This window comes from Bradyrhizobium sp. ORS 111 (assembly GCF_045571485.1).
Lineage (GTDB): Bacteria > Pseudomonadota > Alphaproteobacteria > Rhizobiales > Xanthobacteraceae > Bradyrhizobium.
In genome coordinates this window covers 4,017,676-4,042,873 of record NZ_CP120701.1, presented here as the reverse complement: position 1 = coordinate 4,042,873, position 25,198 = coordinate 4,017,676, and the positions used below count along the sequence as shown (strand labels likewise).

Annotated in this window: 19 protein-coding genes and 1 tRNA gene; 12 read left to right on the top strand and 8 right to left on the bottom strand. The window is 64.7% G+C overall.

Annotation, left to right across the window (positions count from 1 at the left end):
• The first annotated feature begins 39 nt into the window (after positions 1–39).
• Positions 40–1,542, top strand: a complete 1,503-nt coding sequence (locus P6U30_RS18885) for an AMP-binding protein (RefSeq protein WP_407164405.1) — start codon at positions 40–42, stop codon at positions 1,540–1,542.
• A 95-nt stretch (positions 1,543–1,637) separates the two neighbouring features.
• Entirely contained in the window at positions 1,638–2,864 is a 1,227-nt protein-coding gene (locus P6U30_RS18880; protein WP_407164403.1) for a GGDEF domain-containing protein, read from the top strand.
• 159 nt (positions 2,865–3,023) lie between these two features.
• On the opposite strand, the gene mfd is transcribed toward P6U30_RS18880, so the two are convergent.
• The gene (gene mfd / locus P6U30_RS18875) at positions 3,024–6,542 is read right to left on the bottom strand and encodes a transcription-repair coupling factor (RefSeq protein WP_407164401.1); all 3,519 of its coding nucleotides are present in this window, start codon (positions 6,540–6,542) and stop codon (positions 3,024–3,026) included.
• Entirely contained in the window at positions 6,539–6,829 is a 291-nt protein-coding gene (locus P6U30_RS18870) for a succinate dehydrogenase assembly factor 2 (protein WP_407164399.1), read from the bottom strand. Before P6U30_RS18870 ends, mfd begins: the two co-directional genes overlap by 4 nt.
• Before the next feature lie 270 nt (positions 6,830–7,099).
• Between P6U30_RS18870 and recG the strand changes: the two genes are divergently transcribed.
• Positions 7,100–9,208: an ATP-dependent DNA helicase RecG gene (gene recG, locus P6U30_RS18865; protein WP_407164397.1), complete on the top strand. Its 2,109-nt coding sequence runs from the start codon at positions 7,100–7,102 to the stop codon at positions 9,206–9,208.
• 165 nt (positions 9,209–9,373) lie between these two features.
• Here the strand turns inward: recG and P6U30_RS18860 are convergent, their stop codons facing one another.
• From P6U30_RS18860 to glmU, 4 genes are all read right to left on the bottom strand, one after another.
• Positions 9,374–10,147: a DUF502 domain-containing protein gene (locus P6U30_RS18860; RefSeq protein ID WP_407146117.1), complete on the bottom strand. Its 774-nt coding sequence runs from the start codon at positions 10,145–10,147 to the stop codon at positions 9,374–9,376.
• Positions 10,148–10,241: 94 nt separating this feature from the next.
• Positions 10,242–12,068, bottom strand: a complete 1,827-nt coding sequence (glmS, locus tag P6U30_RS18855) for a glutamine--fructose-6-phosphate transaminase (isomerizing) (protein ID WP_407164396.1) — start codon at positions 12,066–12,068, stop codon at positions 10,242–10,244.
• 217 nt (positions 12,069–12,285) lie between these two features.
• Positions 12,286–13,080 (bottom strand): adenylate/guanylate cyclase domain-containing protein, encoded by a 795-nt coding sequence (locus P6U30_RS18850; protein WP_407164394.1) that lies wholly within the window; start codon positions 13,078–13,080, stop codon positions 12,286–12,288.
• Between the two features lie 234 nt (positions 13,081–13,314).
• The gene (glmU, locus tag P6U30_RS18845) at positions 13,315–14,673 is read right to left on the bottom strand and encodes a bifunctional UDP-N-acetylglucosamine diphosphorylase/glucosamine-1-phosphate N-acetyltransferase GlmU (protein ID WP_407164393.1); all 1,359 of its coding nucleotides are present in this window, start codon (positions 14,671–14,673) and stop codon (positions 13,315–13,317) included.
• A 171-nt stretch (positions 14,674–14,844) separates the two neighbouring features.
• Here glmU and P6U30_RS18840 point away from each other — a divergent pair, with 171 nt between their 5' ends.
• Both P6U30_RS18840 and P6U30_RS18835 read left to right on the top strand, forming a co-directional pair.
• Entirely contained in the window at positions 14,845–16,023 is a 1,179-nt protein-coding gene (locus P6U30_RS18840; RefSeq protein WP_407164391.1) for a hypothetical protein, read from the top strand.
• Positions 16,024–16,118: 95 nt separating this feature from the next.
• Positions 16,119–16,499 (top strand): hypothetical protein, encoded by a 381-nt coding sequence (locus P6U30_RS18835; RefSeq protein WP_407146112.1) that lies wholly within the window; start codon positions 16,119–16,121, stop codon positions 16,497–16,499.
• On the opposite strand, the gene P6U30_RS18830 is transcribed toward P6U30_RS18835, so the two are convergent.
• The gene (locus P6U30_RS18830) at positions 16,459–18,084 is read right to left on the bottom strand and encodes a beta-(1-6) glucans synthase (protein WP_407164390.1); all 1,626 of its coding nucleotides are present in this window, start codon (positions 18,082–18,084) and stop codon (positions 16,459–16,461) included. The genes P6U30_RS18835 and P6U30_RS18830 overlap by 41 nt on opposite strands.
• A 243-nt stretch (positions 18,085–18,327) precedes the next feature.
• Here P6U30_RS18830 and P6U30_RS18825 point away from each other — a divergent pair, with 243 nt between their 5' ends.
• The 4 genes from P6U30_RS18825 (at position 18,328) to P6U30_RS18810 (ending at position 22,487) form a co-directional block, all read left to right on the top strand.
• The gene (locus P6U30_RS18825; RefSeq protein ID WP_407164388.1) at positions 18,328–18,927 is read left to right on the top strand and encodes a beta-1-3, beta-1-6-glucan biosynthesis protein; all 600 of its coding nucleotides are present in this window, start codon (positions 18,328–18,330) and stop codon (positions 18,925–18,927) included.
• A gap of 193 nt (positions 18,928–19,120) precedes the next feature.
• Entirely contained in the window at positions 19,121–21,949 is a 2,829-nt protein-coding gene (locus tag P6U30_RS18820) for a glycosyltransferase (protein ID WP_407164387.1), read from the top strand.
• A 218-nt stretch (positions 21,950–22,167) separates the two neighbouring features.
• Positions 22,168–22,243 (top strand) — tRNA-Lys (locus P6U30_RS18815).
• A gap of 79 nt (positions 22,244–22,322) precedes the next feature.
• Entirely contained in the window at positions 22,323–22,487 is a 165-nt protein-coding gene (locus P6U30_RS18810; protein ID WP_407164385.1) for a hypothetical protein, read from the top strand.
• A 526-nt stretch (positions 22,488–23,013) separates the two neighbouring features.
• On the opposite strand, the gene P6U30_RS18805 is transcribed toward P6U30_RS18810, so the two are convergent.
• Positions 23,014–23,205: a hypothetical protein gene (locus P6U30_RS18805; RefSeq protein WP_407164383.1), complete on the bottom strand. Its 192-nt coding sequence runs from the start codon at positions 23,203–23,205 to the stop codon at positions 23,014–23,016.
• Between the two features lie 286 nt (positions 23,206–23,491).
• On the opposite strand from P6U30_RS18805, the gene P6U30_RS18800 reads away from it, so the two are divergent.
• From P6U30_RS18800 to P6U30_RS18790, 3 genes are all read left to right on the top strand, one after another.
• Positions 23,492–23,713, top strand: coding sequence for a hypothetical protein (locus tag P6U30_RS18800; RefSeq protein WP_407164381.1), 222 nt, complete (start codon positions 23,492–23,494; stop codon positions 23,711–23,713).
• A gap of 558 nt (positions 23,714–24,271) precedes the next feature.
• On the top strand, positions 24,272–24,724 hold the full coding sequence (locus P6U30_RS18795; protein WP_407164379.1) for a universal stress protein: 453 nt from the start codon (positions 24,272–24,274) through the stop codon (positions 24,722–24,724).
• A 172-nt stretch (positions 24,725–24,896) separates the two neighbouring features.
• Positions 24,897–25,187, top strand: coding sequence for a hypothetical protein (locus tag P6U30_RS18790; protein ID WP_407164377.1), 291 nt, complete (start codon positions 24,897–24,899; stop codon positions 25,185–25,187).
• The last annotated feature ends 11 nt before the right edge of the window (positions 25,188–25,198 follow it).

Below are 25,198 nucleotides of genomic sequence, written 5' to 3'. Positions count from 1 at the left end.
TCTTGATGCGAAGCAAGTGTTGCAACCGACGTTGAACCCGTGAACCAGCCGATCACCTCGCCAACGCTCGATACCCTGTTCAAGCGGATCCTGGCACGGCAGCCTGACGCGCTGGCGCTCGTCGACCCCCTCAACAAGCAACGCATCACCGGCCAGACCCGCAAACGCCTGACTTACGCCCAGACCGATCGCGCGATCTCGGCAATCGCGGCCCACTTCGTCGAGAGCGGACTGCCAGCCAATTCGGTGATCGCGGTCCAGCTTCCCGGCACGGTCGAGTTTGCGCTGACGGTCTTGGCGGCCCATCGCGTCGGACTGGTCGTGGTGCCGCTGCCGCTGTTGTGGAGGCACGCCGAACTGACGGCGGCACTCAACCGCACAGCGGCGCGGGCGATCGTCACCTCGAGCAGGATCGATGGCGTCTCCCATGCCGACCTCGCCATGAACGCCGCAGCGGAGGCATTCTCGATCCGTCATGTCTGCGGTTTCGGCGACGATCTGCCCGAAGGCATGGCCTCGCTCGACCAGGCGATCCTGCAGGACTCCCGGACCTCGCGTCCGATTATTCAAGATGGCCGCAAGGCCGCGCTGATTTCTTTCGACGTCACCAGTGAAGGGTTGCGTCCCGTGCCACGCGCGCATTTCAGCCTGATCGCGGGCGGGCTCGCGATGTCGCTGGAGAGCGACCTGGTGCAGGGCGCCACCATCATGTCGGCTTTCGCGCCGATGTCGTTTGCGGGGCTTTGCGCGTCGCTGGTGGCCTGGCTGCTATCGGGTGGAACGCTGGTGCTGCATCACCCCTTCGATGAAGAGGTGCTCGAGACGCAGTTCAATGACCATGCCTGCGACACGCTGATCGCCCCCGCGCAGCTCGCATTGCGGCTCGACGAGCGTGGGCTGTCGGAGCGCTTCCCCACCCTGCGCAACGTCATCGGCTTGTGGCGCGCGCCGGAGCAGGTCGCCTCCAGCGCATGCTGGACCTCGCAGCGCGCGAGTTTGACCGACGTCTATTTGTTCGGCGAGGCCGGGCTGTTCGGTGCCCGCCGTAGCCCCGAGGATGGATCACCCGCGCCGATCAAGCTGGGCCCGCAAGGCGCCCCCCGCGAAGCGCCGGGCGCATCGATCGCCGGCGAGATCTTGCTGACACCGAAGGGGACGCTGGGGCTCCGCGGCCCGATGGTGCCGGCCGCTGCCTATGCGCCGCCGCCCCCCGGTGAGCTCATGATCGCCCCGCCACCGCGCGATTTCGTCGACACCGAATATGCCGCGCGGGCCGATCGCGCGACTGGTGCCATCAACATCACCGCGCCGCCGTCTGGTATCATGACGGTTGGCGGCTACCGGTTTCTGGCGCAGGACCTCCAGGAATGGTCGCGCCGCCTCGGCCAGGGCGGGCTCCTGACGGCACTGCCGGACCGGCTCAGCGGCCACAAGCTCGCCGGACGGGCGCAAGACAATGCACGGGCCCGCGACGCCTTGACCGAGCTCGGGCTTAACCCATTGATGGTCGAAGCATTTCGCGACCGCACGCCCGCAGCGTAGATCGCATTCTCACGGTTGTGTTGACACCACATTAAGCGTGCCGATTTAGCATTCGGGCCATTGCGCATCCGCGCACAGGTCCCGAGCTTTCTTCCATGTCCCAACAAGGTCCGGTCCTTATCGTGTCGGCGACGGCGAAGCCGTCATTCGCCGCCGTCCTCGACGAGACGAAACTGTTCCCGGTCGTGTCCACGGACTGGAGCGAGGCCGCGCGCGCCATCGAACAGGTGAAGCCGGCGGCCATCATCGCTGCAACGGAGGGCGTCGATTACCCGACCTTGGCAACGCTCGCCAAGCGCGCCGCCGCCCGTGCCCCCTACCTGCCGCTGATCGCGGTGGATCCCGCGACCGCCCTGCCCGACACAGCGATCGCGTTCTTCCAGAAGCGCGGCCTGCCCGACCGGCTGATCGCGCGGCTCAATGCCTGCCTGCGCGTGCGCGCTTTGCACGCGACCGTGATGCGGCGCCTGGTGCCGCCGACGCCGATCGCGATGTCGGATATCGATCCCGTCGGCGAAGCCACCACGTTGCTGATCGGGCGTGGCGGCGCCTACCCAGCGCTGTCGGTCGCGCTCGGCGAACGCGCCGGCGTGGTCGGTGCACTGAGCATCGAAGCCGCCGCCAAGCATCTCTCGAGCCGCGATATCGATGGCATCGTGCTGGCCGAAGGATTTACGCCACGCGTGATGGATGCATTCCTGACGGTGCTGACCGAGGACGTTCGCTTCCGCCCCCTTCCCGTGATCGTCGTCTCGAACGAGTTGTCGCCGCGCTACGATCTGCCCAATCTCGAGATCATCGCCGCCGGGCCGCTACGCATCGCCGATATCGCCCTGCCGCTGATCCGGCAGCATGCCTTCGAGGCGCGGCTTGGCCGGATGCTACGCGCCATCGATGCCAAGGGTCTGATCGATGCCCGCACCGGCCTGCTCACCAAGGCGGCGTTCGACCGCGACTTCGCCACCACCGTCTACCAGACCGCCGAGCGTGGCGGCACGCTCTCGGTGGCGCGGTTCAGCTTCGATAACGCCCATCCCCGCGCGCAATTCGACGGCGCACGGATTATCAGCAAGCTGATGCGCCAGACCGATTTTGGCGCCGTGCAGGACGACAAGTCGATCATCGTGGTGTTCGTCGGCACCGATCTGCGCAACGCCCATGCGATCACGCGGCGACTGGCGAGCGTGATGCGGCATACTCATCACGGGCGCCGCGACACGCGCGCCGAACCGATCATCAACGTGGCCGCGCTGCTGCCAGGCGACAGCGCGACATCGCTGCTCGCGCGTCTCAACCAGATACCGGAGCGCGCGGCGTCGTAGTGCCGGAACAGTGCGGCCGTCATTGCGAGCCAACGGGTCGCGCGAATGCGCGCCCGATGACAGGCTCCGCGAAGCAATCCATAGAACAACGCCAACGGCTGCATGGATTGCTTCGTCGCTTCGCTCCTCGCAATGACGGAACAGCTTGGAGATGATGCCTCACGCCGCTTTCTTGCTCTCGGCGAGGTTGGCGAGCTGGCGCAGGATATCGGTGGTGCCGGCGAGCCGCTCCTCCGGCGTCTCCCAGTCCTGGAAGAACACGACCTTCATGTCGGGCCGCACCTTCGCGGCCTGGCCGTGCTGGCGGATGAACGCGACCAGCCGCTCGGGCTGGGCGAAGGCGTTGTCGCGGAAGGTGATCACGGCGCCCTTCGGCCCGGCGTCGACCTTCTCGACATTGGCCCTGCGGCAATACGCCTTGATCGCAGCGACCTTGAACAGATAGCGCACCTCGTCCGGCAGCACGCCGAAGCGATCGCGCATCTCGGCAGCGAAATTGTCGATCTCCTCGTCGGTCTCGAGATCCGCGAGCCGCCGATACAGCGACAGCCGCACGCTGAGGTCGTTGACGTAGTCCTCGGGGATCAAGACCGGCATGCCGATCGTGATCTGCGGCGACCAACGGTCCGCGGCGGGCTCGGCGACACCAGCCTTGAGATTGACGATCGCCTCCTCCAGCATCGACTGGTACAGCTCGAAGCCGACTTCCTTGATGTGCCCGGACTGCTCCTCGCCGAGCAGATTGCCGGCGCCGCGGATGTCGAGGTCGTGGGAGGCGAGCTGGAAGCCGGCCCCCAGCGTCTCCAGCGACTGCAACACCTTGAGCCGCCGCTCCGCCTGTGCCGTGATCTTCTGCTGCGCCGGCAGCGTGAACAGTGCATAGGCGCGCAGCTTGGAGCGGCCGACGCGGCCGCGGAGCTGGTAGAGCTGCGCGAGGCCGAACATGTCGGCGCGGTGCACGATCAGCGTGTTGGCGTTCGGGATGTCGAGACCGGATTCCACGATCGTGGTCGACAGCAGGATGTCATACTTGCCGTCGTAGAAGGCGGACATGATGTCCTCGATCACGGTCGGCGGCATCTGGCCGTGGGCGACCGCGACCTTCATCTCCGGCACGTTCTTGTCGAGAAAATCCTTGACGCTGGCGAGGTCCTCGATCCGCGGCACCACGTAGAACGCCTGTCCGCCGCGATAGCGTTCACGGAGCAGCGCCTCGCGGATCATCAAGGGATCATGCGGCGCGACGAAAGTCCGCACCGCCAGGCGATCGACCGGGGGCGATGCGATGATCGAGAGCTCGCGGACGCCGGTCAGCGCCAGTTGCAGCGTACGCGGGATTGGGGTTGCCGACAGCGTCAGCACGTGCACCTGGGCGCGAAGCTGCTTCAGCCGTTCCTTGTGGCTGACGCCGAAATGCTGCTCCTCGTCCACGATCAAGAGGCCGAGGTCCTTGAACTTGATGGTCTTGCCGAGCAGCGCATGGGTGCCGACGACGATGTCGACGCTGCCGTCGGCGATCCCCTTCTTGACCTGGTTGAGTTCCTTGGTCGACACCAGCCGCGAGGCCTGCGCGACGTTGACCGGGAAGCCGCGGAACCGCTCCGTGAAGGTTCTGGAGTGCTGCCGCGCCAGCAGCGTGGTCGGCACCACGACGGCGACCTGCCGCCCCTCCAGCGCGACCGCAAAGGCTGCGCGCAATGCCACCTCGGTCTTGCCGAAGCCGACGTCGCCGCAGATCAAGCGATCCATCGGGCGACCGATTTCGAGATCCTTCAGCGTCGATGTGATCGCGCCGAGTTGGTCCTCGGTCTCCTCATAGGGGAAGCGCGCGCAGAACTCGTCATAGACATGCGGCTGCAGCGGGAACTTCGGCGCCTCGTGGAGCTGGCGCTCGGCCGCGATCTTGATCAGTTCCCCGGCGATCTCGCGGATGCGGTTCTTCAGCTTGGCCTTGCGGGCCTGCCAGCCGCCGCCGCCGAGCCGGTCGAGCTCGACATTGGCGCTGTCCGAGCCGTAGCGCGACAGCAGCTCGATGTTTTCGACCGGCAGGAACAGCTTGGTGTCGGCGGCGTAATGCAGCTCGAGGCAGTCATGCGGCGCGCCGGAGACTTCCAGCGTCTGCAGGCCGACGAAGCGGCCGATGCCGTGCTCGACATGCACGACGAGATCGCCGGTCGAGAGGCTCGTCACCTCCGAGATAAAATTGTCGAGCTTGCGGCTCGCCTTGCGCGGCCGCACCAGGCGGTCGCCCAGGATGTCCTGCTCGCTGATGACCGCGAATTCGTCGGTTTCAAAACCGGATTCCATGCCGAGCACAGCCAGCATGGTCTCGTTGCGTGGCGTCGCCTGCACGATCCGCCAGGTGTTGACGTTGGTGAGGTTCAACAGCTTGTGGTCGCGCAGCATCGCGCCCATGCGGTCACGCGAGCCTTCGCTCCACAACGCGACAACCACTTTCTTGCGCTGTGATTGCAGCGCGCCGACATGGCCGACCACGGCCTCGAACACGTTGACGTTGGTGTCGGCGCGCTCGGGTGCGAAGTTGCGGCCCTGCCGCGCGCCGGCATCGAACACCTCGCCCGCGCCTTCGGGCACCGCGAATGGCGTCAAGCGCGCTAGCGGCGCGTCGCCGAGCAGCTTGGTCCATTCGCCTTCGGTCAGATAGAGTTTGTCCGGCGGCAACGGCTTGTAGATCGCGCCGCCTCCGGGATGCTCCAATGCCTCGCGGCGCGCGTCGTAATAGTCGACGATCTGCTTGAAGCGTTCGCGGGCGGCGTCCTCGCCCTGCGGCTCGATCGCGACCACGGCACCGTCGAGATAGTCGAACAGCGTGTCCATCCGCTCCTGGAACAGCGGCAGCCAGTGCTCCATGCCGGGATGGCGTCGGCCCTCGGACACGGCTTCATAGAGTTGGTCGTCACGCTCCGGCGCGCCGAACGCCGCAACATAGCCCATGCGGAACCGGCGGATGGTTTCCGTGGTGAGCTGGAATTCCGAGACCGGCACGAGGTCGAGCCCACGCATGTCGAGCAGCGTGCGCTGGGTCTCGGCATCGAACGTGCGGATCGACTCCAGACTGTCGCCGAAGAAGTCGAAGCGCACCGGCTGGTCGAGGCCGGCCGGATACAGATCAAGGATGCCGCCGCGCACGGCATACTCGCCGGGCTCACGCACCGTGGACGAACGGGTGTAGCCGTTGTGCTCGAGCCAGGCGACGATCGAATCCATCGGCACCACGTTGCCGGGCGCAACCGACAGCGCCTGCGCCGCGACCAGCTCGCGCGCCGGCACCCGTTGCACGGCGGCGTTCACCGTGGTCAGGACGATCAGCGGCTTGTCGCTTCCCGCAAGCCGCGACAGTTTGGCGAGCGTGGTCAGGCGCTGCGCCAGGATGCCGGCATGCGGCGAGACGCGATCATAGGGCTGGCAGTCCCAGGCCGGGATCTGCATCACGCTGATATCGGGCGCGAAGAACTCCAGCGCCCGGGCTAGTTGCTGTACGCGCGCGCCGTCGCGGCACACCACGGCAAGGCTCACGGCGGATCGTTTCGGCTTTGCCGCGATCGCGCGCGCCAGATCCGAGATGACGAGCCCCTCGGCGCCCTCCGCGACATTGGAGATCGTCAGCACCCGGCCGGGCGCCAACATCGCGGCCGGTGATTTGGCTGCTGGTTTCATGCGTTGGTGTCCGCGACGCGAAACGACTTGATGCGGTCAAATAGCGCGGTGGCATGTTCGGCCGGCAATACTCGATCGCCGGTCAGCGCGGCATAGAGGTCGGGGTCGGGCACCTCGATCAGGCGCTCGAGATCGCCGAGTTCCTGATCGGTGAGTTCGCCAATCGTCGCGTCGGCGAAGCGGCCGAGGATCAGGTCCATCTCCCTGATGCCGCGATGCCAGCAGCGAAACAAAAGCCGCTTGCGGCGGTCATCGAGCCCGCTGCTCGACCGTGTCGATCCCGTCATGAGCCAAAATCCATCCAACGCCAAAAGCCCGGACGTGCCGGGCGAGGGCTGATATAGCGACGGAGACGGGCCATGTCAGCCCTTTCCCTCGGCTTTGGGGGTATGCCGTCATTGCCGGGCTTGCGCGCCGGTCGAAGCCTTTGGGGATGCCGTCGTTGCCGGGCTTGACCCGGCAATCCATCCTCTTTTGAAGATGGATGCGCGGGTCATCCTCGATCGGGTCGAGGACAGGCGCCCGCGCATGACGCGGGTCATGTGTGAAGGACACCGATGCGCCCCAGCCTGCTCAATCCGCTGTTTGCCCCGGTCACGACCCTGCAAGGCGTCGGGCCGAAGCAAGACAAGCTGTTGCGCTATCTGCTCGACCGCAGCGAGACGCCGCGACTGGTCGATTTGCTCCTGCATCTGCCGGCCAGCGTGATCGACCGCCGCACGCGGCCGAAGATCCGCGACGCCGTGCCGGGAACCGTGGTGACGCTGGAGGTCACCGTCGATCGCCACCGCCCGCCACCACCGCGCAATTCGCGGGCGCCTTATCTCGTTTATGCCAGCGACGAGACCGGCGATGTCGTGTTGACCTTCTTCCGCGCCCAGCCGGGCTATGTCGAAAAACTGCTGCCGGTCGGCGAGAAGCGCTACGTATCAGGCACGCTGCAGATGTATGACGGCGTCCCGCAGATCGTGCATCCCGACCGTGTGGTCGACGAGGCCGGCTTTGCAAAACTTTCCGGAATCGATCCGGTATATCCGCTCACCGAAGGCCTTGCGCTCGGTTCGCTCCGCCGCGCCATCGCGCAGGCGCTGACAAAGCTGCCGGATCTGCCGGAATGGATCAGCCCCGAAGTGCTGCGCCGCTGCAACTTCCCGCCGCTGCGGGAGGCGCTGACCCGCGTGCATGTTCCGGTCGAGCTGACCGACATCCTGCCCGACGGTCCGTTCTGGTCGCGGCTGGCCTTTGACGAACTGCTCGCGGGCCAGCTCGCGCTTGCCCTGATCCGCGCGCAGTTGCGCCGCCCCGCCGGCGACCGCAATGCCGGCGACGGGCACCTGCGCAAGAAGATCATCGATGCCCTGCCCTATGCGCTGACCAAATCGCAGCGCGACGCGGTCGCGGCGATCACCGAGGATCTGCGCCAGCCGGTACGCATGCTGCGCCTGGTGCAGGGAGACGTCGGCTCCGGCAAGACCGTGGTGGCGCTGCTCGCAGCGGCTGCCGTGGCGGAGGCCGGCAAGCAGGCCGCGCTGATGGCGCCGACCGAAATCCTGGCGCGCCAGCACATCAAGACCATCGTGCCGCTCGCCGAGCGTGCCGGCTTGCGGGTCGCGATCCTCACCGGCCGAGAGAAAGGCAAGGAGCGCCGCGAGCTTCTGGCGCGGCTCGACGCCGGCGAGATCGATCTTCTGGTCGGCACTCATGCGCTGATCCAGGACGACGTCCTCTATCGCGCCCTCGCGCTCGCCGTGGTCGACGAGCAGCATCGTTTCGGCGTGCGCGAGCGCCTCGCGCTCACCTCCAAGGGCGAGGCCGTCGACGTGTTGGTGCTGAGCGCGACCCCGATCCCGCGCACGCTGGTGCTGACTTACTTCGGCGACATGGACGTCTCCGAGCTGCGCGAAAAACCCGCCGGCCGCCAGCCGATCGACACCCGCGCCGTGCCGATGAGCCGGATCGAGGACGTCATGGATGGCGTCGGCCGCGCGCTCGCCGCCGGCAAGCTGGTCTACTGGATCTGCCCGCTGGTCGATGAATCCGAGGCCGAGGGCACCGAGCATCTCACCAACGCGACGGAGCGGTTCGAGTCTTTGCAAAAGCGGTTCGCCGATCGCGTCGGCCTGGTGCATGGCCAGATGAAGGGCGCCGAAAAAGATCGCGTAATGGCGCAGTTCGCCGCGCACGAGATCGGCCTGCTCGTGGCGACCACCGTGGTCGAGGTCGGCGTCGACGTGCCGGCCGCGACCATCATGGTGATCGAGAACGCCGAGCGCTTTGGGCTTGCGCAACTGCATCAACTGCGCGGTCGCATCGGCCGCGGCTCGGAGGCCTCGACCTGCCTCTTGCTTTACAAGGAGCCGCTCGGCGAGATGTCGAAGGCACGGCTCAAGGTGATCCGCGAGACGACCGATGGCTTCAGGATCGCGGAAGAGGATCTCAAGCTGCGGGGCGAAGGCGATGTGCTCGGCGTCAGGCAGAGCGGCCTGCCAGGCTACCGCATCGCGCGCTCCGACGTGCACGGCCAGCTCATCACCCAGGCCCGCGACGAGGCACTGCGCATCATGAAGGACAATCCGAAGCTGAAGGGCGAGCGCGGCGAAGCGTTGCGCTGCCTGCTCTATCTCTACGAACGCGACGAAGCCGTGCCGCTGATCGGCGCCGGCTAGCGCATTCCGCCGTCATCGCGATCGCCACCCCATCGTCATTGCAAGCGCAGCGGAGCAATCCATCACGCCACATATTCGGAAGGATGGATTGCTTCGTCGCTAGGCTCCTTGCAATGAAGGCGTGAGGCGTCGATCGGGGGAACGACGGGGAAGATTGCAGCCGGCCTACTCGACCTTGGCGGGCGCCGTCGGCTGCAGCGAGGCCTGGTTGGCGATGCGGGCGGCATTGGCCATGCCGGCGAGCGCGGCGGCGCGCTTCTGGTCGTTGGTGCCGGGCTGCACCACGCCGGCCGACATGATCAGCGTCGCGGCATCCTCCGCGCTCATCTCGACTTCGATGATCTTGCTCTTCGGCACGTAGAAGAAGAACCCGGTGGTCGGGTTCGGCGAGCACGGCAGGAAGACCGAGATGTGCTCCTCATTGCCCGGCAGGCTGGCCGAGACATTGGCGCTCGGCGACTGCGAGATCAGCACGATCGACCACATGCCGGGCGACGGAAACTCCACCAGCCCGACACGGCGGAAGCTCGATCCGTTGCTGGAGAACAGCGTCTCGAACACCTGCTTCAGGCCGCGATAGATCGCGCGCACCGCGGGGATCCGCCCGAGCAGCCTTTCGCCGAGATCGACCAGAGAGCGGCCGACCAGGTTGGCGGTCAGGAAGCCCAACAGCGTCAGCGCGACCACGGCGACAACCAGACCGGCTCCGGGCAGGCCGAACGGCAGATAAGTCTCCGGGCGGTAGGCGATCGGCACGAACGGGCGCACCAGACCGTCGACCCAGGTGACGAACCACCAGGTCAGGTACAGGGTGATCGCGACCGGTCCGGCCACGACCAGGCCGGTGAGGAAATAGTTGCGGAAACGCGCCATCAGCCCCCGGGGGGCGTCCGGCGGCAGATCACCCGGCTTGAGGGGAGGCACTTGGTTGGAGGTCATTGCGGTTCCAGGTCGTCGAAGCGGCCGTAATTCATCCCCCAGCTAAGCCATCCGAGCAGGTTTTTGAAGAGGCTCGTGACGGCGCCGCTTGCGACTATTCGACCGTGACCGATTTGGCCAGATTGCGCGGCTGGTCGACGTCGGTGCCCATCACCACAGCGGTATGATAGGCCAAGAGCTGCACCGGCACGGCATAGACCATCGGCGCGAATGCTGATCCCATGTCGGGCATCACGATCGTCAGCAGCGACTGGATCGTCGCCTCCGCCGCGCCTTTGGCGTCTGTCATCAGGATGATCTTGCCGCCGCGCGCGGCGACCTCCTGCATGTTGGAGACGGTCTTCTCGAACACCTTGTCGTAGGGCGCGATCACCACCACCGGCATGTGCTCGTCGATCAGTGCGATCGGCCCGTGCTTGAGCTCGCCGGCGGCATAGCCCTCGGCATGGATGTAGGAGATCTCCTTCAGCTTCAACGCGCCTTCCAGCGCCAGCGGATAGCTGGTGCCGCGGCCGAGATAGAGCACGTCACGCGACTTCGAGAGCTCGCGCGCCAGCTTCTCGATCTGCGGCTCCGATGTGAGGGCTTCCGACATCAGGCGCGGGATCTCGACGAGCCCGTGCACCAGCTTGGCCTCGTCGGCATCGGACAGTTCGCCGCGCGCCTTGCCGGCGGCGACGGCGAGCAAGGCCAGCACCATGAGCTGGCAGGTGAAGGCCTTGGTCGAGGCGACCCCGATCTCTGGACCGGCGACCGTTTGCAGCACGGTCTCGCTCTCGCGCGCGATCGTCGAGGTCGGCACGTTGACGACCGACAGCGTATGCGCGCCCTGCGCCTTGGCGTAGCGCAGCGCCGCAAGCGTGTCGGCCGTCTCGCCGGACTGCGAGATGAAGATCGCAAGGTCGCCCTTGCGCAGCGGCGCCTCGCGGTAGCGAAACTCTGAGGCGACATCGAGCTCGACCGGCAGCCGCGCCAGCCGCTCCAGCCAGTACTTGCCGATGAAGCCGGCATAGCTCGCAGTGCCGCACGCGGTGATCGAAACGCGCTGGATGTCCTTGAAGTCGAACGGCAGCTTCACCGGCAGCGTGACCCGCTCGGTGGCCATGTCGACATAGCGGGCGAGCGTATGCCCGACCACTTCCGGCTGCTCGTGGATCTCCTTCGCCATGAAGTGGCGGTAGTTGGCCTTGTCGACCAGCGCGGTCGCGGTGGTGTGCTTGATCGCCTCGCGCTGAACGATCGCGTTGTCCTTGTCGAAGATGGTCGCGCCCTTGCGGGTCAGCACCACCCAGTCGCCGTCTTCGAGATAGCTCACCGTGTCGGTGAACGGCCCCAGTGCGATCGCATCCGACCCGAGATACATCTCGCCATCGCCATGGCCGACCGCGAGCGGCGGGCCATTGCGGGCGCCGATCATCAGATCGTCCTCACCGGCGAAGATGAAGCCGAGCGCGAAGGCGCCACGCAGTTGCGACAATACCGCCCTCACCGCCTCGATCGGTTTGACGCCGCCCTTGAGCAGGTCATCGACCAGGTGCACCACCACCTCGGTGTCGGTCTCGGTCGAGAACACCGTGCCCTTGGCTTCGAGGTCCTCGCGCAGCTCGCGGAAATTCTCGATGATGCCGTTGTGGACCACGGCGACGCGCTCGGTCGCGTGCGGATGCGCGTTGTTCTCGGTCGGCCGGCCGTGGGTCGCCCAGCGGGTGTGGCCGATGCCGGTATGGCCGCCGAGCGGCTTGGCCTCGAGCCGGGTCTCCAAATTCTTCAGCTTGCCTTCGGCGCGGCGGCGCGCCAGCGCGCCGCTTTCCAGCGTGGCCACGCCGGCTGAATCATAGCCGCGATACTCCAGCCGCTTGAGCGAATCCACCAATTGCTCCGCGACCGGAGCGCGTCCAAGAATGCCGACGATGCCGCACATGCGGTTTCAATGTCCCCAAAAATCGCCGAAAATTTGCCGAAGCGGCGACATGGTCCCTTAACGGGAATCGCCGGCCGCAAGATACTCAATAATTATTGCGGATTGCGACAGTTTTAAACGGCACGATCGAAGTGCGGCGCTGGTTAATCAGGGCTAACCATGTTGGATGTAAACAACCCTGCCGCTTCGGGGTGGGTATCCGCTCTCGCGGGACACCTCAGTGTTCGACCCGGTAGAGGCGCCATCGCTCCGGCACGCCTTTGAGCTGGTGAGCGCCGCGATCCTTGAAGCGGATTCCAGACTCCGACATCAGCTCCCTGACCGCGCTCGAGACCAGGACTTCGCCAGCACCTGCTTTCGCGGCGACGCGTGCGCCGATGTGGATCGCGAGACCGATAACCTCTGCCCCGCTGACCTTGTATTCGCCCGCGTGCAGCCCCGCCCTGATCTCCAGCCCCAGCGTGCGTACCGCCTCGCGGATCGCGGTCGCGCAACGGATTCCGGCCGCCGGCGCGTTGAACGTCGCCAGCAGTCCGTCGCCGGTCGTCACGACTTCTCTTCCGCGCAGAGCCTTCAACTCCCTGCGGACGGCGGCGTAATAGTGATTCATCACCTGCGCCCAACGCGCATCGCCGAGCCGCGCGGCTTTTTCGGTCGATCGGACGATATCGACAAACAGGATCGTGGCGAGCGCTTGCTTGAGCTCTGCGTCACGATCGGCGGTTCGACGCGGGTTCGCAATATTTCCAGTCAGCGGTTCGTAGCGATGGCTGCGTCGCCGCGCGATAGCGGCCCTTGTATAGTCGCTGGCGCGCTGCACCGTGCGGCAACGAATTGTTTTTTCTCTCGGCGGAAGCGTCCAGTAGACCTTTCGCCCATCTCCGGCGCCATGGACCTCCACGGCGCCCCACTTCAGGAAAACGGTCGAGCCAGCCCGTCGAATGCACCATGCCTTCGACGTGTATCCGGAAACGTTCGACTGATGGACTCCGATGCGAAGGAATTTGGGCATGAGCGTCCAGCCGATCGAAAGACTGCTTGGGGCCTACCTGGGGTAAAGCGTAGTCATACAGTCCCGCGTTGGCAACAGGACCCGCGAAAGCGCGGCATCCAGTGCGCCGCGGAGTATGGGTCCCGGACTTGCCGGGACGACGGCAGATGCGGCGCGGCATTGGTTGCGAGGTTCGCAGTGATGACGTCTCGTTTGCGCAAGCCGCTTCGCGATCCCGACGGCGGCGCGAGAGGTTCACTTGCCCTTCGCGGCTTTCTCTTTCAGCTTGACCTCGCGGTAGCGCGCGGCGCCGCCTTCGCGGATGGTCTGCTGGCTGCGTTCGACCGCGAGCGCGTCGTCGGGCACATCCTTGGTAATGACCGAGCCGGAGCCGATATAGGCGCCCTTGCCGATCTTGACCGGCGCCACCAGCGACGAGTTGGTGCCGACGAAGGCGCCCTCGCCGATCAGCGTCTTGTGCTTGAGGAAGCCATCATAGTTGCAGGTGATGGTGCCGGCGCCGAGGTTGGAATTGGCGCCGACATGAGCGTCGCCGACATAGGAGAGATGGTTGACCTTGACACCGGCCTCGAGCGTCGCCGCCTTGGTCTCGACGAAATTGCCGATCCGCACGCCGTCGCCGAGCGAGGTACCGGGCCGGATCCGCGCATAGGGACCGACCGACGCCTTGTTGCCGATGCTGGCCTCGACGATGTGGGAGAAGGAATGGATCACGGCGCCGTCGGCGATCGACACGCCAGGGCCGATCACCACGAACGGTTCGATGGTGACGTCCTTGCCGAAGGTCGTGTCGGCGGCAAGATAGACGGTGTCGGGCGCGACCATCGTCACGCCGGCGTCGAGCGCCTGCTTGCGCAGCCGCGCCTGCATCACGGCCTCGGCCTCTGCGAGCTGCGCCTTGGTGTTGATGCCGCGCACTTCGTCTTCGCTGGTTTCAATCACGACGGCCTCCAGTCCCAATTCCCTGACGATACCAACGGCATCGGTCAGATAATATTCGCCCTTGGCGTTGGCATTGCCGATCTTCTCGATGATCGCGAGCGCCCTCTTGCCGTCGAACGCCATCACGCCGGCATTGCACAGGGTGATCTTGCGCTCCTCGGGACTGGCGTCGGCCTGCTCGCGGATCGCGGCCAATTTTCCGTTCTCGACCACGAGCCGGCCATAGCCGGTCGGGTCGGCGGCATGGAAGCCGAGCACCGCCAGCGCCGCGCCCTGCCGCAGCGGCGTGCGCATACGTGCAAAAGTCTCAGCCGAGATCAGCGGAGTGTCGCCGAATGCGACCAGCAGGTCGTCGGCGCCCCGGGCCAGCGCTTCGCGCGCGGCGAGCACCGCATGGGCGGTGCCGAGCCGCTCGCGCTGGACGAAGGTCTGCGCATCGGGCCGCACGCGGCGCGCCTCGTCGGCAACGGCCTGATGGTCCGGCCCGATCACGACCGCAAGCGACGATCCCTCGCCGGCAGCGGCGGCATCGAGCACATGCGACAGCAGCGACCGGCCGGCCACGGGATGCAGCACCTTCGGCAGCGACGAGCGCATGCGCGTGCCCTCGCCGGCCGCAAGCACCACCGTCAGGCTCGATCGCACAGTCATTCCGTATCCTCTGTGTCGCGCGCAGTCGTCTGCGCCGGGCCGTCTTTAATTGTTTTCGTTGGGAGAGGAAACCGTTTCGCCTCCGTGCGCGCCCGGATTCAGGTTCCCGCGCCATTTCCTGTTAATCTTGACCCTGTGATTCGGCAGGCCTAGAGGAGGGCCGAACGGGCTTTGGCCAAAGATTCCGACAAGCTGGCGGCTGAGTTGCAGACTGACGACGGTCTGCTCAGCGGCGTGCTGGCCGAGGAGACCGAGTTCGGCCGTCGTATGCTGTGGCGGCTCGGGTCGTGGGGCTTCGCCGCGGTCGGTGCGGTCACCGTTGCCGTGATGGCCAACCAGTCGTCGCTGACGTTCAAGCGCAACCAGCTTGCCGCCGCAGACTTCGTCCGTCAGGCCCAGCAGTTGCAGACGCTGACCAAGGAGAGCCAGAGCGAGACGCGGCGGCTGGCCTTGGCAGTCGACACGCTCAACAGCGACCGTGACCGGCTCTATTCACGCGTGACCACGCTGGAGCAGAGCCTGGATTCCGTCACCGGTGCGATCGCAAAACAGGCCCAGATGCCGGTCGCCGCGCCGCTAAGCGCGGCCACGGCCCCCGCTGTGGCGCCAGTCGCAAGCGCCGAGCCTGCTTCGGCCGACAAGCCGGCGGCCCCCGAGAAGTCGGCCGCATCAGGTGACAAGCCATCGGCGACGATGGAGAGGCCGGCCCTTGCCGCAAGGCCGCAGGCCGGCTCCGACAAGCCGTCAGCGCCCGGTTCGGACAATGCCCCGGTGGCATCTGCCTCCGCCGCGCCGGGTCCCGCCGCCAGCACACCGGTCGAACCGGCCAAGGGAGTGACAACGGGGCCGTTGCCGGAAGTCGCGACCGCGGCTCCGGTCAGCGAAGCGGCGGACGACGACAGCGCCCCCAGGGCACAGGTCCAGCGCACCGAGTTCGGCGTCGATCTCGGCACTGCGAATTCGGTCAATGGGCTGCGTGCGCTGTGGCGCGGCCTCCTGAAGTCCAAGGCAAACGCGCCGCTCGGCGCGCTGCGACCGATAATGGTGATCAAGGAAGGCGCCAACGGGCTCGGCATGCAGCTCCGCCTGGTCGCCGGACCGCTGAACGATGCCGGCACCGCGGCCAGGATCTGCGCCGAGCTCAGTCCGAGCCACCGAACCTGCGAAACGGCGATCTATGACGGCCAGCGGCTATCGCTCAAATCCGAAGACGCGCTGCCGACCAGCAAGCCGGTTCACCGCCGGTCCACCCCCAAACATGTCACTGCGCCACCACCGCCTCCGGTTGCGGAGGAGAAGAAGCCGGAGCCGACGACGTTCTCCTCGATCTTCCGCCGGAACAGCCAATGACTATGCCAAGCAAGGCGTTGTAGCCAGATTCTCACCTGATTTCGCGGTTCTAGCCGAGCCTTGTCCCGCACGCCGTTCCGGACCATATTGCCGCAATGACGAAACCTCCGTTCCGCCTCTCCCCCTACCAGGTTCAGTTCCTGATGGTCGTCGGCTTTCTGACCGTCGGCTACGCGCTTTACCTGCGCTATCTGGCGATCGAATTCTCGCCCGTCGCGCTCGCCTGCGATGCCGGCCTGCAGACGATGATCTGCAAGGCGCGCGCGCTTTCGACGGTGCTGTTCAAGAATTCGGTGTTCGGCATAACCGCGCTCGTCATCGCGGTGTTGAACCTGATGCGGCCATCGATCGTGCTGTTGACCGGCGGGCTGATCGCCGCCGGTCTTGGCATCGTGCTTTACAACGTCGCGCTGTCGGGAATTGCGATCGGGCTGTTCATCCTGGGTTTTGCGCGGCCCGCCCCCGCCACAGCGTAGCCGCCAGCAACAGGTACATGGCGCAAGTCCAGTCGGACTGCCAGTTGATCGTACCCTCGTTGTAGAGCGTGTAGGCGGCGGCGATCGCGAGCAGGCCGGCGAACACCGATTCGGCGAGCGGACGGGTGCCCTCCTTGCGCCGGTTGAACAAGGTCAGCAGCGCGAATGGCACCACCGCCATGGTCAGCGAGGCATAGGGAAAATCGCGATAGCGCGGATCGAACGTGAAGCCGAGCGCCGTCTCGGTGGCGATGACGGTGGTCGCGGCCAGCACGATGGCGAGCAGCGCCGCGAGCGCGCCCTTGCCGCGGTAGTCGCGCGGTCCGACGAGTTCGAGGAAGGTCGGCAGCGGGCGGCCGGCGACCAGTGCATGCGCCGTCAGCAGCGGGGCGGCAATCCCGGCGGCCAGCAAGACGCCCCACATCGTCCAGCCGCCGGCGCCGTAGCTCTCATAGGTCATCTTGTCGACGGCGATTCCGAGCAGCGCCCCCGCCGTCGTTGCGGAGATGCCGACCGCGAGCCAAGCCGAGGGCCGCGGCGTCCAGGGCCGGCGCCGCAGCGTCAGCCACGCCGCGAGGAAGGTGAAGGCGCTCAGCACCATGCCGCAGGCCATGTGCAGCTTCCAGGCGGGATAGTTGCTGATCGCAACCCCCGGCGGATACTTCACCTGCCGGTGCACGGAATCGAACAGGCCCCAATAGCCGCCGACGGTGCCCTCGAGCTTGCGCTTCCAAGGCTGGTCATAGGCCTCGATCAGGTTGACGCGAAAGCCCTCGCGCTTGGCGAGGTCCAGGATCTCGGAGACCACCCGCGCCTGATTGGTACGCGACGGCAATGCGCCTTCCCGCATCCGCCCGGCGCTCGGCCAGCCGGTCTCACCGATCAGGATCTCCTTGCCCGGGAACGCCACTGCCATCCGCTTGCGGATGTCGTCGACATGGGCGGCGGCGAACTTGGCCTTGACCGGCATGTCCTCCCAGTACGGCAGGATGTGAATGGTGATGAAATCGACCGCGTCGTAGATCTCGCGGTTCTTCAGCCAGTATTCCCAGACGTCGGCATAGGTGACGGGGACGTTGGCCTGCGCCTTCACGGCGCGGATATTGGCGGCGAGATCGGCCGTCGTCATCTCGCCGCGCAGCAGCACCTCGTTGCCGACGATCAGCGAGGTGATCACGTCGGGATATTGCTTGGCGAGCCGCACCGCGATCGCGATCTGCTGCAGGTTCTTGAAGCGGTTGCTGCCGAGCCAGATGCCCTGCATCACCTTCAGGCCAACCTTGGCCGCGACGCCCGGCACCTGGTCGAGCCCGTTCTCGATCGAATAGGTGCGGACGCAATCGGTGACCTTGGCGAGCTCAGTCAGGTCCTGCTCGATCTGTTCGACCGGAATCTGCGTTGTCGGATCCAACGGCGTCTGGGCGCCACGGAACGGCGTGTAGGACACGCATTGCAGCTTCGCGTTGGGATCGATCGGCGCGCGCGCAAGCGTGATCGGCGTGGCGAGCCACCACCACACGGCTGCAATGACCGAGAGTGAAATCAGGAGAAGCGCCAGCGGCGTACGAAGCGAAATCGGTTCCATCCTCCGGGGGACCGTCGAATTAGCCGGTCACAGCCCATCTGCCAAGAGCGGGAATTGGTCAATACCATGGTTGTCCTGCGACAGTTTTGCGCTGCTGCGATAAAGTTGTGACTTTGCTGGACAAAAATTGAAATTCCGGTCATCAGACTGCAGCAGAGTCTCCGCCGCACTGGAGACCTATTTGGACGGCATCACGCGAGCCGTTAGGAATGTCCCGCGGGGTAGGAACATATCGGGGAATGCATGCGTCGACGGCTGCTTGAGTTGAAGAACACGGGTTTGCGCCACCTCGCCGTAACAGGCCTTGCCCTTCTGTTGGGGGTCGGCGGCGCTTTCGCCCAGAGCGGCACGCCAAGTCCGCAGGATCAGACCAAGCAGCAGTCCGGCAATCCCGCCGACGCCAACGCAGCGGCGGCGAAGGAAAATAATCAGCGCAAGACCGACGAGTTCGTCGAAGCCCAGCAGGCCATCAACGGCCCGGCCGGCAACCCAGAATGCGTTTGGCTCGGCCGTCGGGTCGTCCGCCTGATGTGGCTCGACGATCTCGACACCGCCTTCCGCCACCTCGATCTCTACGACCGATTCGGCTGTCCGGGTGGACATGTCCAGGCGGCCTTCCGCTGCTTGACCCGGTTCGGAGCCCAGATCGACGACAAGGTGCCACGCAGCCTCGACGGCCGGATCCACGCCTGCTGGATCAACCCGGGCGCCCAGCCGCAGGCTACGGCAGCAGCCTCGCCTACCCCCACATCGTCGACGGCCGGCAATGCGTCGCCCACGCCGGCGGCGCCACCGGCCTCGCCTGCGCCCACGCCGTCGGCGTCACCGACGCCTGCAAAATAGCTGCATCCGGCAAGCTGCGCGGCTGCGATTTATTTTCGCGGCCGAAAGGGCTTGCGCCCTTAAAACGCCATCGCGGCATACCAGTTGTTAAATCGGATGGTGGAGATATCTTTGTGTCCACCGCCCTGCCGGTCGAACCTAGGGGACGGGTTCGCTTAGTCCTCAATCTCAGGCCCCGTATGGTTTAACCGCGATGCGCGCCGTCGTCGCCGTCCTGTTGCTTGTTACCGCCGCTCACGCCGCATTGTGGGGCCTGTTTCAGGAGAAGCAGTCGGCGCCGGATTTCCGCGGCACGTTGCCGAGCCTGTCCTACGCGCCGTTCGAACCCGGCCACACCGTCGTCGATCCTGCCGCCGACACCGAGAAGGTGCGCGCCGACCTGAAGAAGCTATCCACGCTGACGCGGGCTGTCCGTCTCTATTCGTCGACCGAGGGCAACGAACTCGTGGCGCCGATCGCCGCCGAGTTTGGCATGAAGGTCACGGTCGGCGCCTGGGTCGACAAGGACGCCAATCGCAACAATCGCGAGATCGAGGCGGCGATCAACCTAGCGAAGCGCAACAGCAACGTCATCGGTATCGTGGTCGGCAACGAAACCGTGTTTCGTGGCGAGCAGATCCCGCTCGAAAACCTTGGCTCGGTCCCTGAGAGCGGCATCTCCCCCGAGGAGTCCGAACGGATCCTTCGCGAGGAAGCCCAGCGAATTCGCGACGCCGAGGCCCAGCCTGAAGACAAGCGGGCCGAGGCGACGAAATGGGCAATCGCCGAGAACAACGTTCACCGGCTGATCAAGCTGATCCAGCGGGTCAAGAAGTCGGTCAACGTTCCCGTCACGACCGGTGAAATCTGGAACATCTGGCGCGATCATCCCCAACTCGCCAATTCCGCCGACTTCATCGCCGCGCACGTGCTGCCCTATTGGGAAAACTTCACCGACAGGCAGGCTGTGGACCAGGCGGTCGACCGCTTCAACCTGTTGCGCGACTCCTTTCCAGGTAAGCGCATCCTGATCGCGGAATTCGGCTGGCCGAGCCAAGGCTACAATCTGCGCAGCGCCGAGCCCGGTCCGTTCCAGCAGGCCTCGGTGTTGCGGAATTTCGTCGCCCGCGCCGAAGCCATCGGCATGGACTACAACATCGTTGAGTCGATCGATCAGCCCTGGAAGTTCTTTGAAGGTGGCGTCGGCCCTTATTGGGGCATCCTTAACGCGGACCGCGAGGCCAAGTTCGCCTGGACCGGCCCGATCACCGATCCGAATTACTGGAAGATCGCCCTGGTCGCCGTCTTGGTCGGGCTCTTCATGTCGTTGCCGATCCTGCGACTGGATTCACCGACCCTGATGCAAGCGTTGCTGCTGTCGGCGGCCGCCAACGGCGTCGGTGCGTGGGTTGCGACGGTGTTTTCCTATTGGACCACGCACTATTTCGTCTGGGGCTCCGCTTTTGCGCTCAGCCTCGGCCTGGTCCTGCTCGTTCCGCTGGTGCTGATCGCGATGGCGCGGATCGAGGAAATCGCTGCGGTGGCGTTCGGCCGTGGGCCGCGCCGCCTGATCCGCAAGAGCGCATCGCTTGCCCCCGCCACGATCGGCGAGAACGTGTCGTTCCCGAAGGTCTCGATCCACATCCCGGCCTATTACGAGCCGGTCGAGATGCTGAAGCAGACGCTCGACGCGGTGTCGCGGCTCGACTATCCGAACTTCGAATGCATTTGCATCATCAACAACACGCCGGATCCGGAGTTCTGGCGGCCGATCCAGGATCATTGCCGGCTGCTGGGCGAGCGCTTCAAGTTCATCAACGCCGAAAAGGTGCAAGGCTTCAAGGCCGGTGCGCTGCGCATCGCGATGGACCGCACCGCGGCGGACGCCGAGATCATCGGCATCATAGACGCCGACTATGTCGTGCATCCTGACTGGCTGAAGGATCTGGTGCCGGCCTTTGCCGATCCGCGCGTCGGCCTCGTGCAGGCGCCGCAGGAGCATCGCGACGGCGATCGCTCGCTGATGCACTACATCATGAACGGCGAATATGCCGGTTTCTTCGACATCGGCATGGTCCAGCGCAACGAGTTCAACGCCATCATCGTGCACGGCACGATGTGCCTGATCCGCCGCGCCGCGATGGACAAGGCCGGTGGCTGGTCCAGCGACACGATCTGCGAGGACACCGATCTCGGGCTGACGATCCAGCAGCAGGGCTGGCTCACGCACTACACCAATGTACGCTACGGCGAGGGTCTGCTCCCCGACACCTACGAGGCCTTCAAGAAGCAGCGCCATCGCTGGGCCTATGGCGGCTTCCAGATCGTCAAGAAGCACTGGCGGCGCTTCCTGCCCGGCGGCAGTCGCCTGACCCCCGATCAACGTCGCGAGTTCTCGCTTGGTTGGCTCAACTGGCTGGGTGCCGAAAGCCTCGGTGTCGTGGTCGCGATCCTCAACCTGATCTGGGTGCCGATCGTTGCCTTTGCCGACATTGCGATCCCCGACAAGATCCTGACGCTGCCGATCATCGCTTCCTTCATCGTCTCGCTGGTGCATTTCGTGGCGCTGTACCGGCTGCGGGTGAAGATCAAGGCCGGCCAGATGCTCGGAGCCATGATCGCGGCGATGAGCGTGCAATGGACCGTATCGCGCGCGGTGGCCCAGGGCCTGATCACCGAGCACCTCGCGTTCGCGCGCACCTCCAAGGGCGGCCTGTCGCGGATGTCGATCGAATTCCAGGCCTTCTGGGAAGCGGTGATCGGCGTGCTGTTGCTGATCGGCGCGGCCGTGCTGGTCGCCAGCAACGGCTTCAAGCAGGTGCGCGAGATCTATATCTTCGCTGCCGTCCTGGTCCTGCAAAGCCTGCCGTTCCTCGCTGCGGTCGCGATCGCGATCCTGGAGAATTCGCGGATCAACGAGTTCGCGTTCTGGCGCAACAGCGCGATCCGCACGGCGGAACTGATCGGGTTGCGTCCGGTCAGCCTGCCTTCGGTCGCCGCCCAGTCCCAGCCGGTCGGCTCCGAAATGCGCCGGGACGGCTGAACCGGAACCGCCGGAATACCGTGGACGAGCAGCGGGCCTGACTTCAAAAGGCGGTCGTAACCACAGGTCCCGCAAGGGCAAATCCGACCCGCCCCGGCGCGCGATTGCCGCGCCCTCGGCTATTGACCCGATGCGCCCTGCCCCCTACACAGCGCGGGCTGGAGCATGATCCGGGACGCAGGGAAATCCCGACCCCGGTCATATCGCTTTAGGTGAGTGAGCTCGTAGCTCAGGTGGTAGAGCACGTGACTTTTAATCATGGGGTCGAGGGTTCGAGTCCCTCCGAGCTCACCAAGCAAACTCAATAACTTAGCGCCACTATCCGAGCTCAAAACCCAGATCTTGCACACACCGCGCATAGCCGGAAGGCTCCGTGCGTGGACTTTCCGTGTTGGAGAGGGTGTTGCTTAACGCCTGCGAGATCGCGCTTCGTCAGCTCGGCTACGATGGCGACGACAAGACCGGTTTTCATGGCGCAGCCCGGGATGCGTTGACGACGGCGAGTGCTGAGGCTGGGGCGGAGAAGAACGCCAAGTAAGGCATGGCATCGCAATTGCTAGACTTGGTGAGGCTGGAATTGCAGGTCCAGCTTTGAAGCAGGGCGCCGCTGGGACCATGTATTTCGAGCCCGGCGGCGTATCTTTCCGGGACTAGCGGATCAGGTGCATTCCCAAGTGCTCTGCCTGCGGCAAGATCGGTTGGGTTGGTACCCGTCTGGATTGGAGCGAAGTGATCGACTTCGCCAAGGGCATCTCCGGCTAAGCCGCCTCTCGACAGTCAGCCGGGAAACTGGGGTTGGAGCAGCGATACGATCATCAGGGCGGCGATCAGAATCGCCGGTGTCCAGCCGACCACCGCAGCTAACCAAAGCTCGGCATTGCGAAAGTAGTCGTGCATGGAGGGCTCTCCAGCAAGTCAAAGCGGTCAACGGAAAGATCCGGGCAGTGTTCCTGCATTGGCAGGGCGATGGACACTCAAACGGGCTTCGAACTCGCGCTCCCGTGGGGCACCGGCATACAGCGCGGGCAACTAGAGCACGATCAGTGCTATGTCCCGTTTCACAGCTAAGTTGCGCGCTGAAGGCGAGCGATGCGCCTGTGATCGCGCCAAAGCTCAATGATATCGTGGGTCGCCAAATATGTTTCGGCTCGCCTGCGCGCCTCCGTATCGTCCAGGCTGTTAAATTCGTAGGTCGCGCGCGCTACGCCCGCGGCGTCCACTGCGAAGGCCACGTAGTGTTTCAGCCCCTCGTCCATTGTTGGCATCACGCCTGATGGCAGTTGGAAAGGCCAGAATTAAAGGTAACCTCGACAGGCTGCGGCAAAAACATTCCTCGTGAGGACCCGTTCCTATTTGCGCGGCCCGATTTGGAGCGTTACCGCGGCTGCAGAGCCCATTCCGTCGCTCGACGCCTGGTGTCCTAATTCAATTTTGAAAGTGCGCTACGACGGAAAACTGTCCTCTGACGGGGAATTCTGTCCTCTGTGGTTGGTCGAAGTTCCGTGATAATGTGGAACCTGTGGTCTGGCGGAGGCGCGTCCAATGCCAATCAGTCGCCTGTTGAAAACCAGAAAATACACGCCGGATGAAATCGAGGTGTTGAACGAGGCCTTCGACCAAGCCTTGCGCGCACTAGGCTTGGTTGATCGTAACGATCCGCTTTGCGAGATGGTTGCTCGTAAGGTTATCGAGGTCAGTGCCGCTGGTGCGAGGTCGGCAAGAGAGATCGCGGAAACAGCCGTAGCCAGGATTGGCTTGCGATGAGGCCACCTCAGTCGGTGGCCTTAATTCAACGCCTGCTCGTGATCTGATCGCTAAAGAGATACCCGATCAGACCGAACAGAGATGCCCCCGCTGCGATGAAAATGACGACCTGCACCACAATCATCTCGAGATCCCCTATTGCTACAAGTCTCTAACATTGTGCCTGCGGCCGAGTAAATTCCGTCAATCTACGGGTGGAGCGCCCCCTAGCTCACGGCGTCTCGGCCAATCCGGCGCTGAACCGTTATGTCTCGGAACAAACCCGGCGGCGTGGAGTTTTGCAGCCGCGATCTGGAAATCATGCATCCTGAGCCCCGTGATGCCTCCGCTGGGCTCGTCCTTCAGACTTGTCGAGATGCCGGCCTGAAGCGGCGCGCCAATTGATCGCCGACATGCAGGTCTATCATGTGGCACAAATTGCACTTCCATCGAGAAGCCGTTGTGATCTGATTTCGCATTGGATCGATCCGGCCTTCACTAGCCGTAAATCGCGCGGTCAACCCTCCAAGTAAGGCTCACTCTTTTAGCGAAGATGTTCGACAAGCAAGGGAGCCCCGGATGTACGCAAATATTCTCTTGAGCACGGATGGATCGGATGTCGCGAGGAAGGGCGTCAACCATGGCATTGCTTTGGCAAAGGCCTTGAACGCCAAGGTGACCGTTATCACCGTGACGGAACCGCTGCCGGTCGACTATGGGACTGGGTTGGCTTCGGGATGGATTCCCTCGCAGGAAGAGATCGATAGCTTCGACGCAGCCGCCAAGAAGCTCGCAGGCAAGATCCTCGATGAAGCTCGGTCCATGGCTGAGCAGGTCGGGCTCACCGCGGAGGTCCTGCACGTTCCGAATGCGCACCCAGCCACTGCGATTATCGAAACAGCAAAGTCCAGGGGCTGCGACTTGATCGTCATGGCCTCTCACGGGCGGCGCGGCCTCCGGAAGCTCTTCTTGGGGAGTCAAACATCGGAGGTGTTGGTGGACGGAAGTGTGCCGGTGTTAGTCGTGCACTAGCTAGCGTCCCGTGCCGTAAGCTCCGCGCTCGTCGCCCGAATTGCCTGCCCGCCTGACATTCGGCGCTGGAGAAGCCGAAAAAGCCGCGTGTCATCGGAAAATGAATTGTGGCGGTGCTCGGCTTGAGCAGATAAGCTGACATTGTTTTTGTTCGCCTTTTTGGACCAGCGCGGTGCGAACGTTACTTATCCTTCTGGGAGTCTGGCTGCTCCTGAACGTCCTCTTTGTGGTCGTGATGGTGCCGCCGAGAAAGGCGCGACGGCCGGAACCGGCAGCGCGGGCCGGCAGGGATCTGGCGCCTGCGCCGATCGACAAGAGCGCCTATCCACTCGAGGATCACGCGAAGTTCTCGCTGCGCTACATCATCGTCTCGGTTGGGATGGGTGCATTTTTCGCGCTATCGCCGTTTCTGCTCGAGGCGATCGAGTCTGCGAAGCGCTTCTTCAAGAGAAGCCGCTTGTAAGGCGACGATGG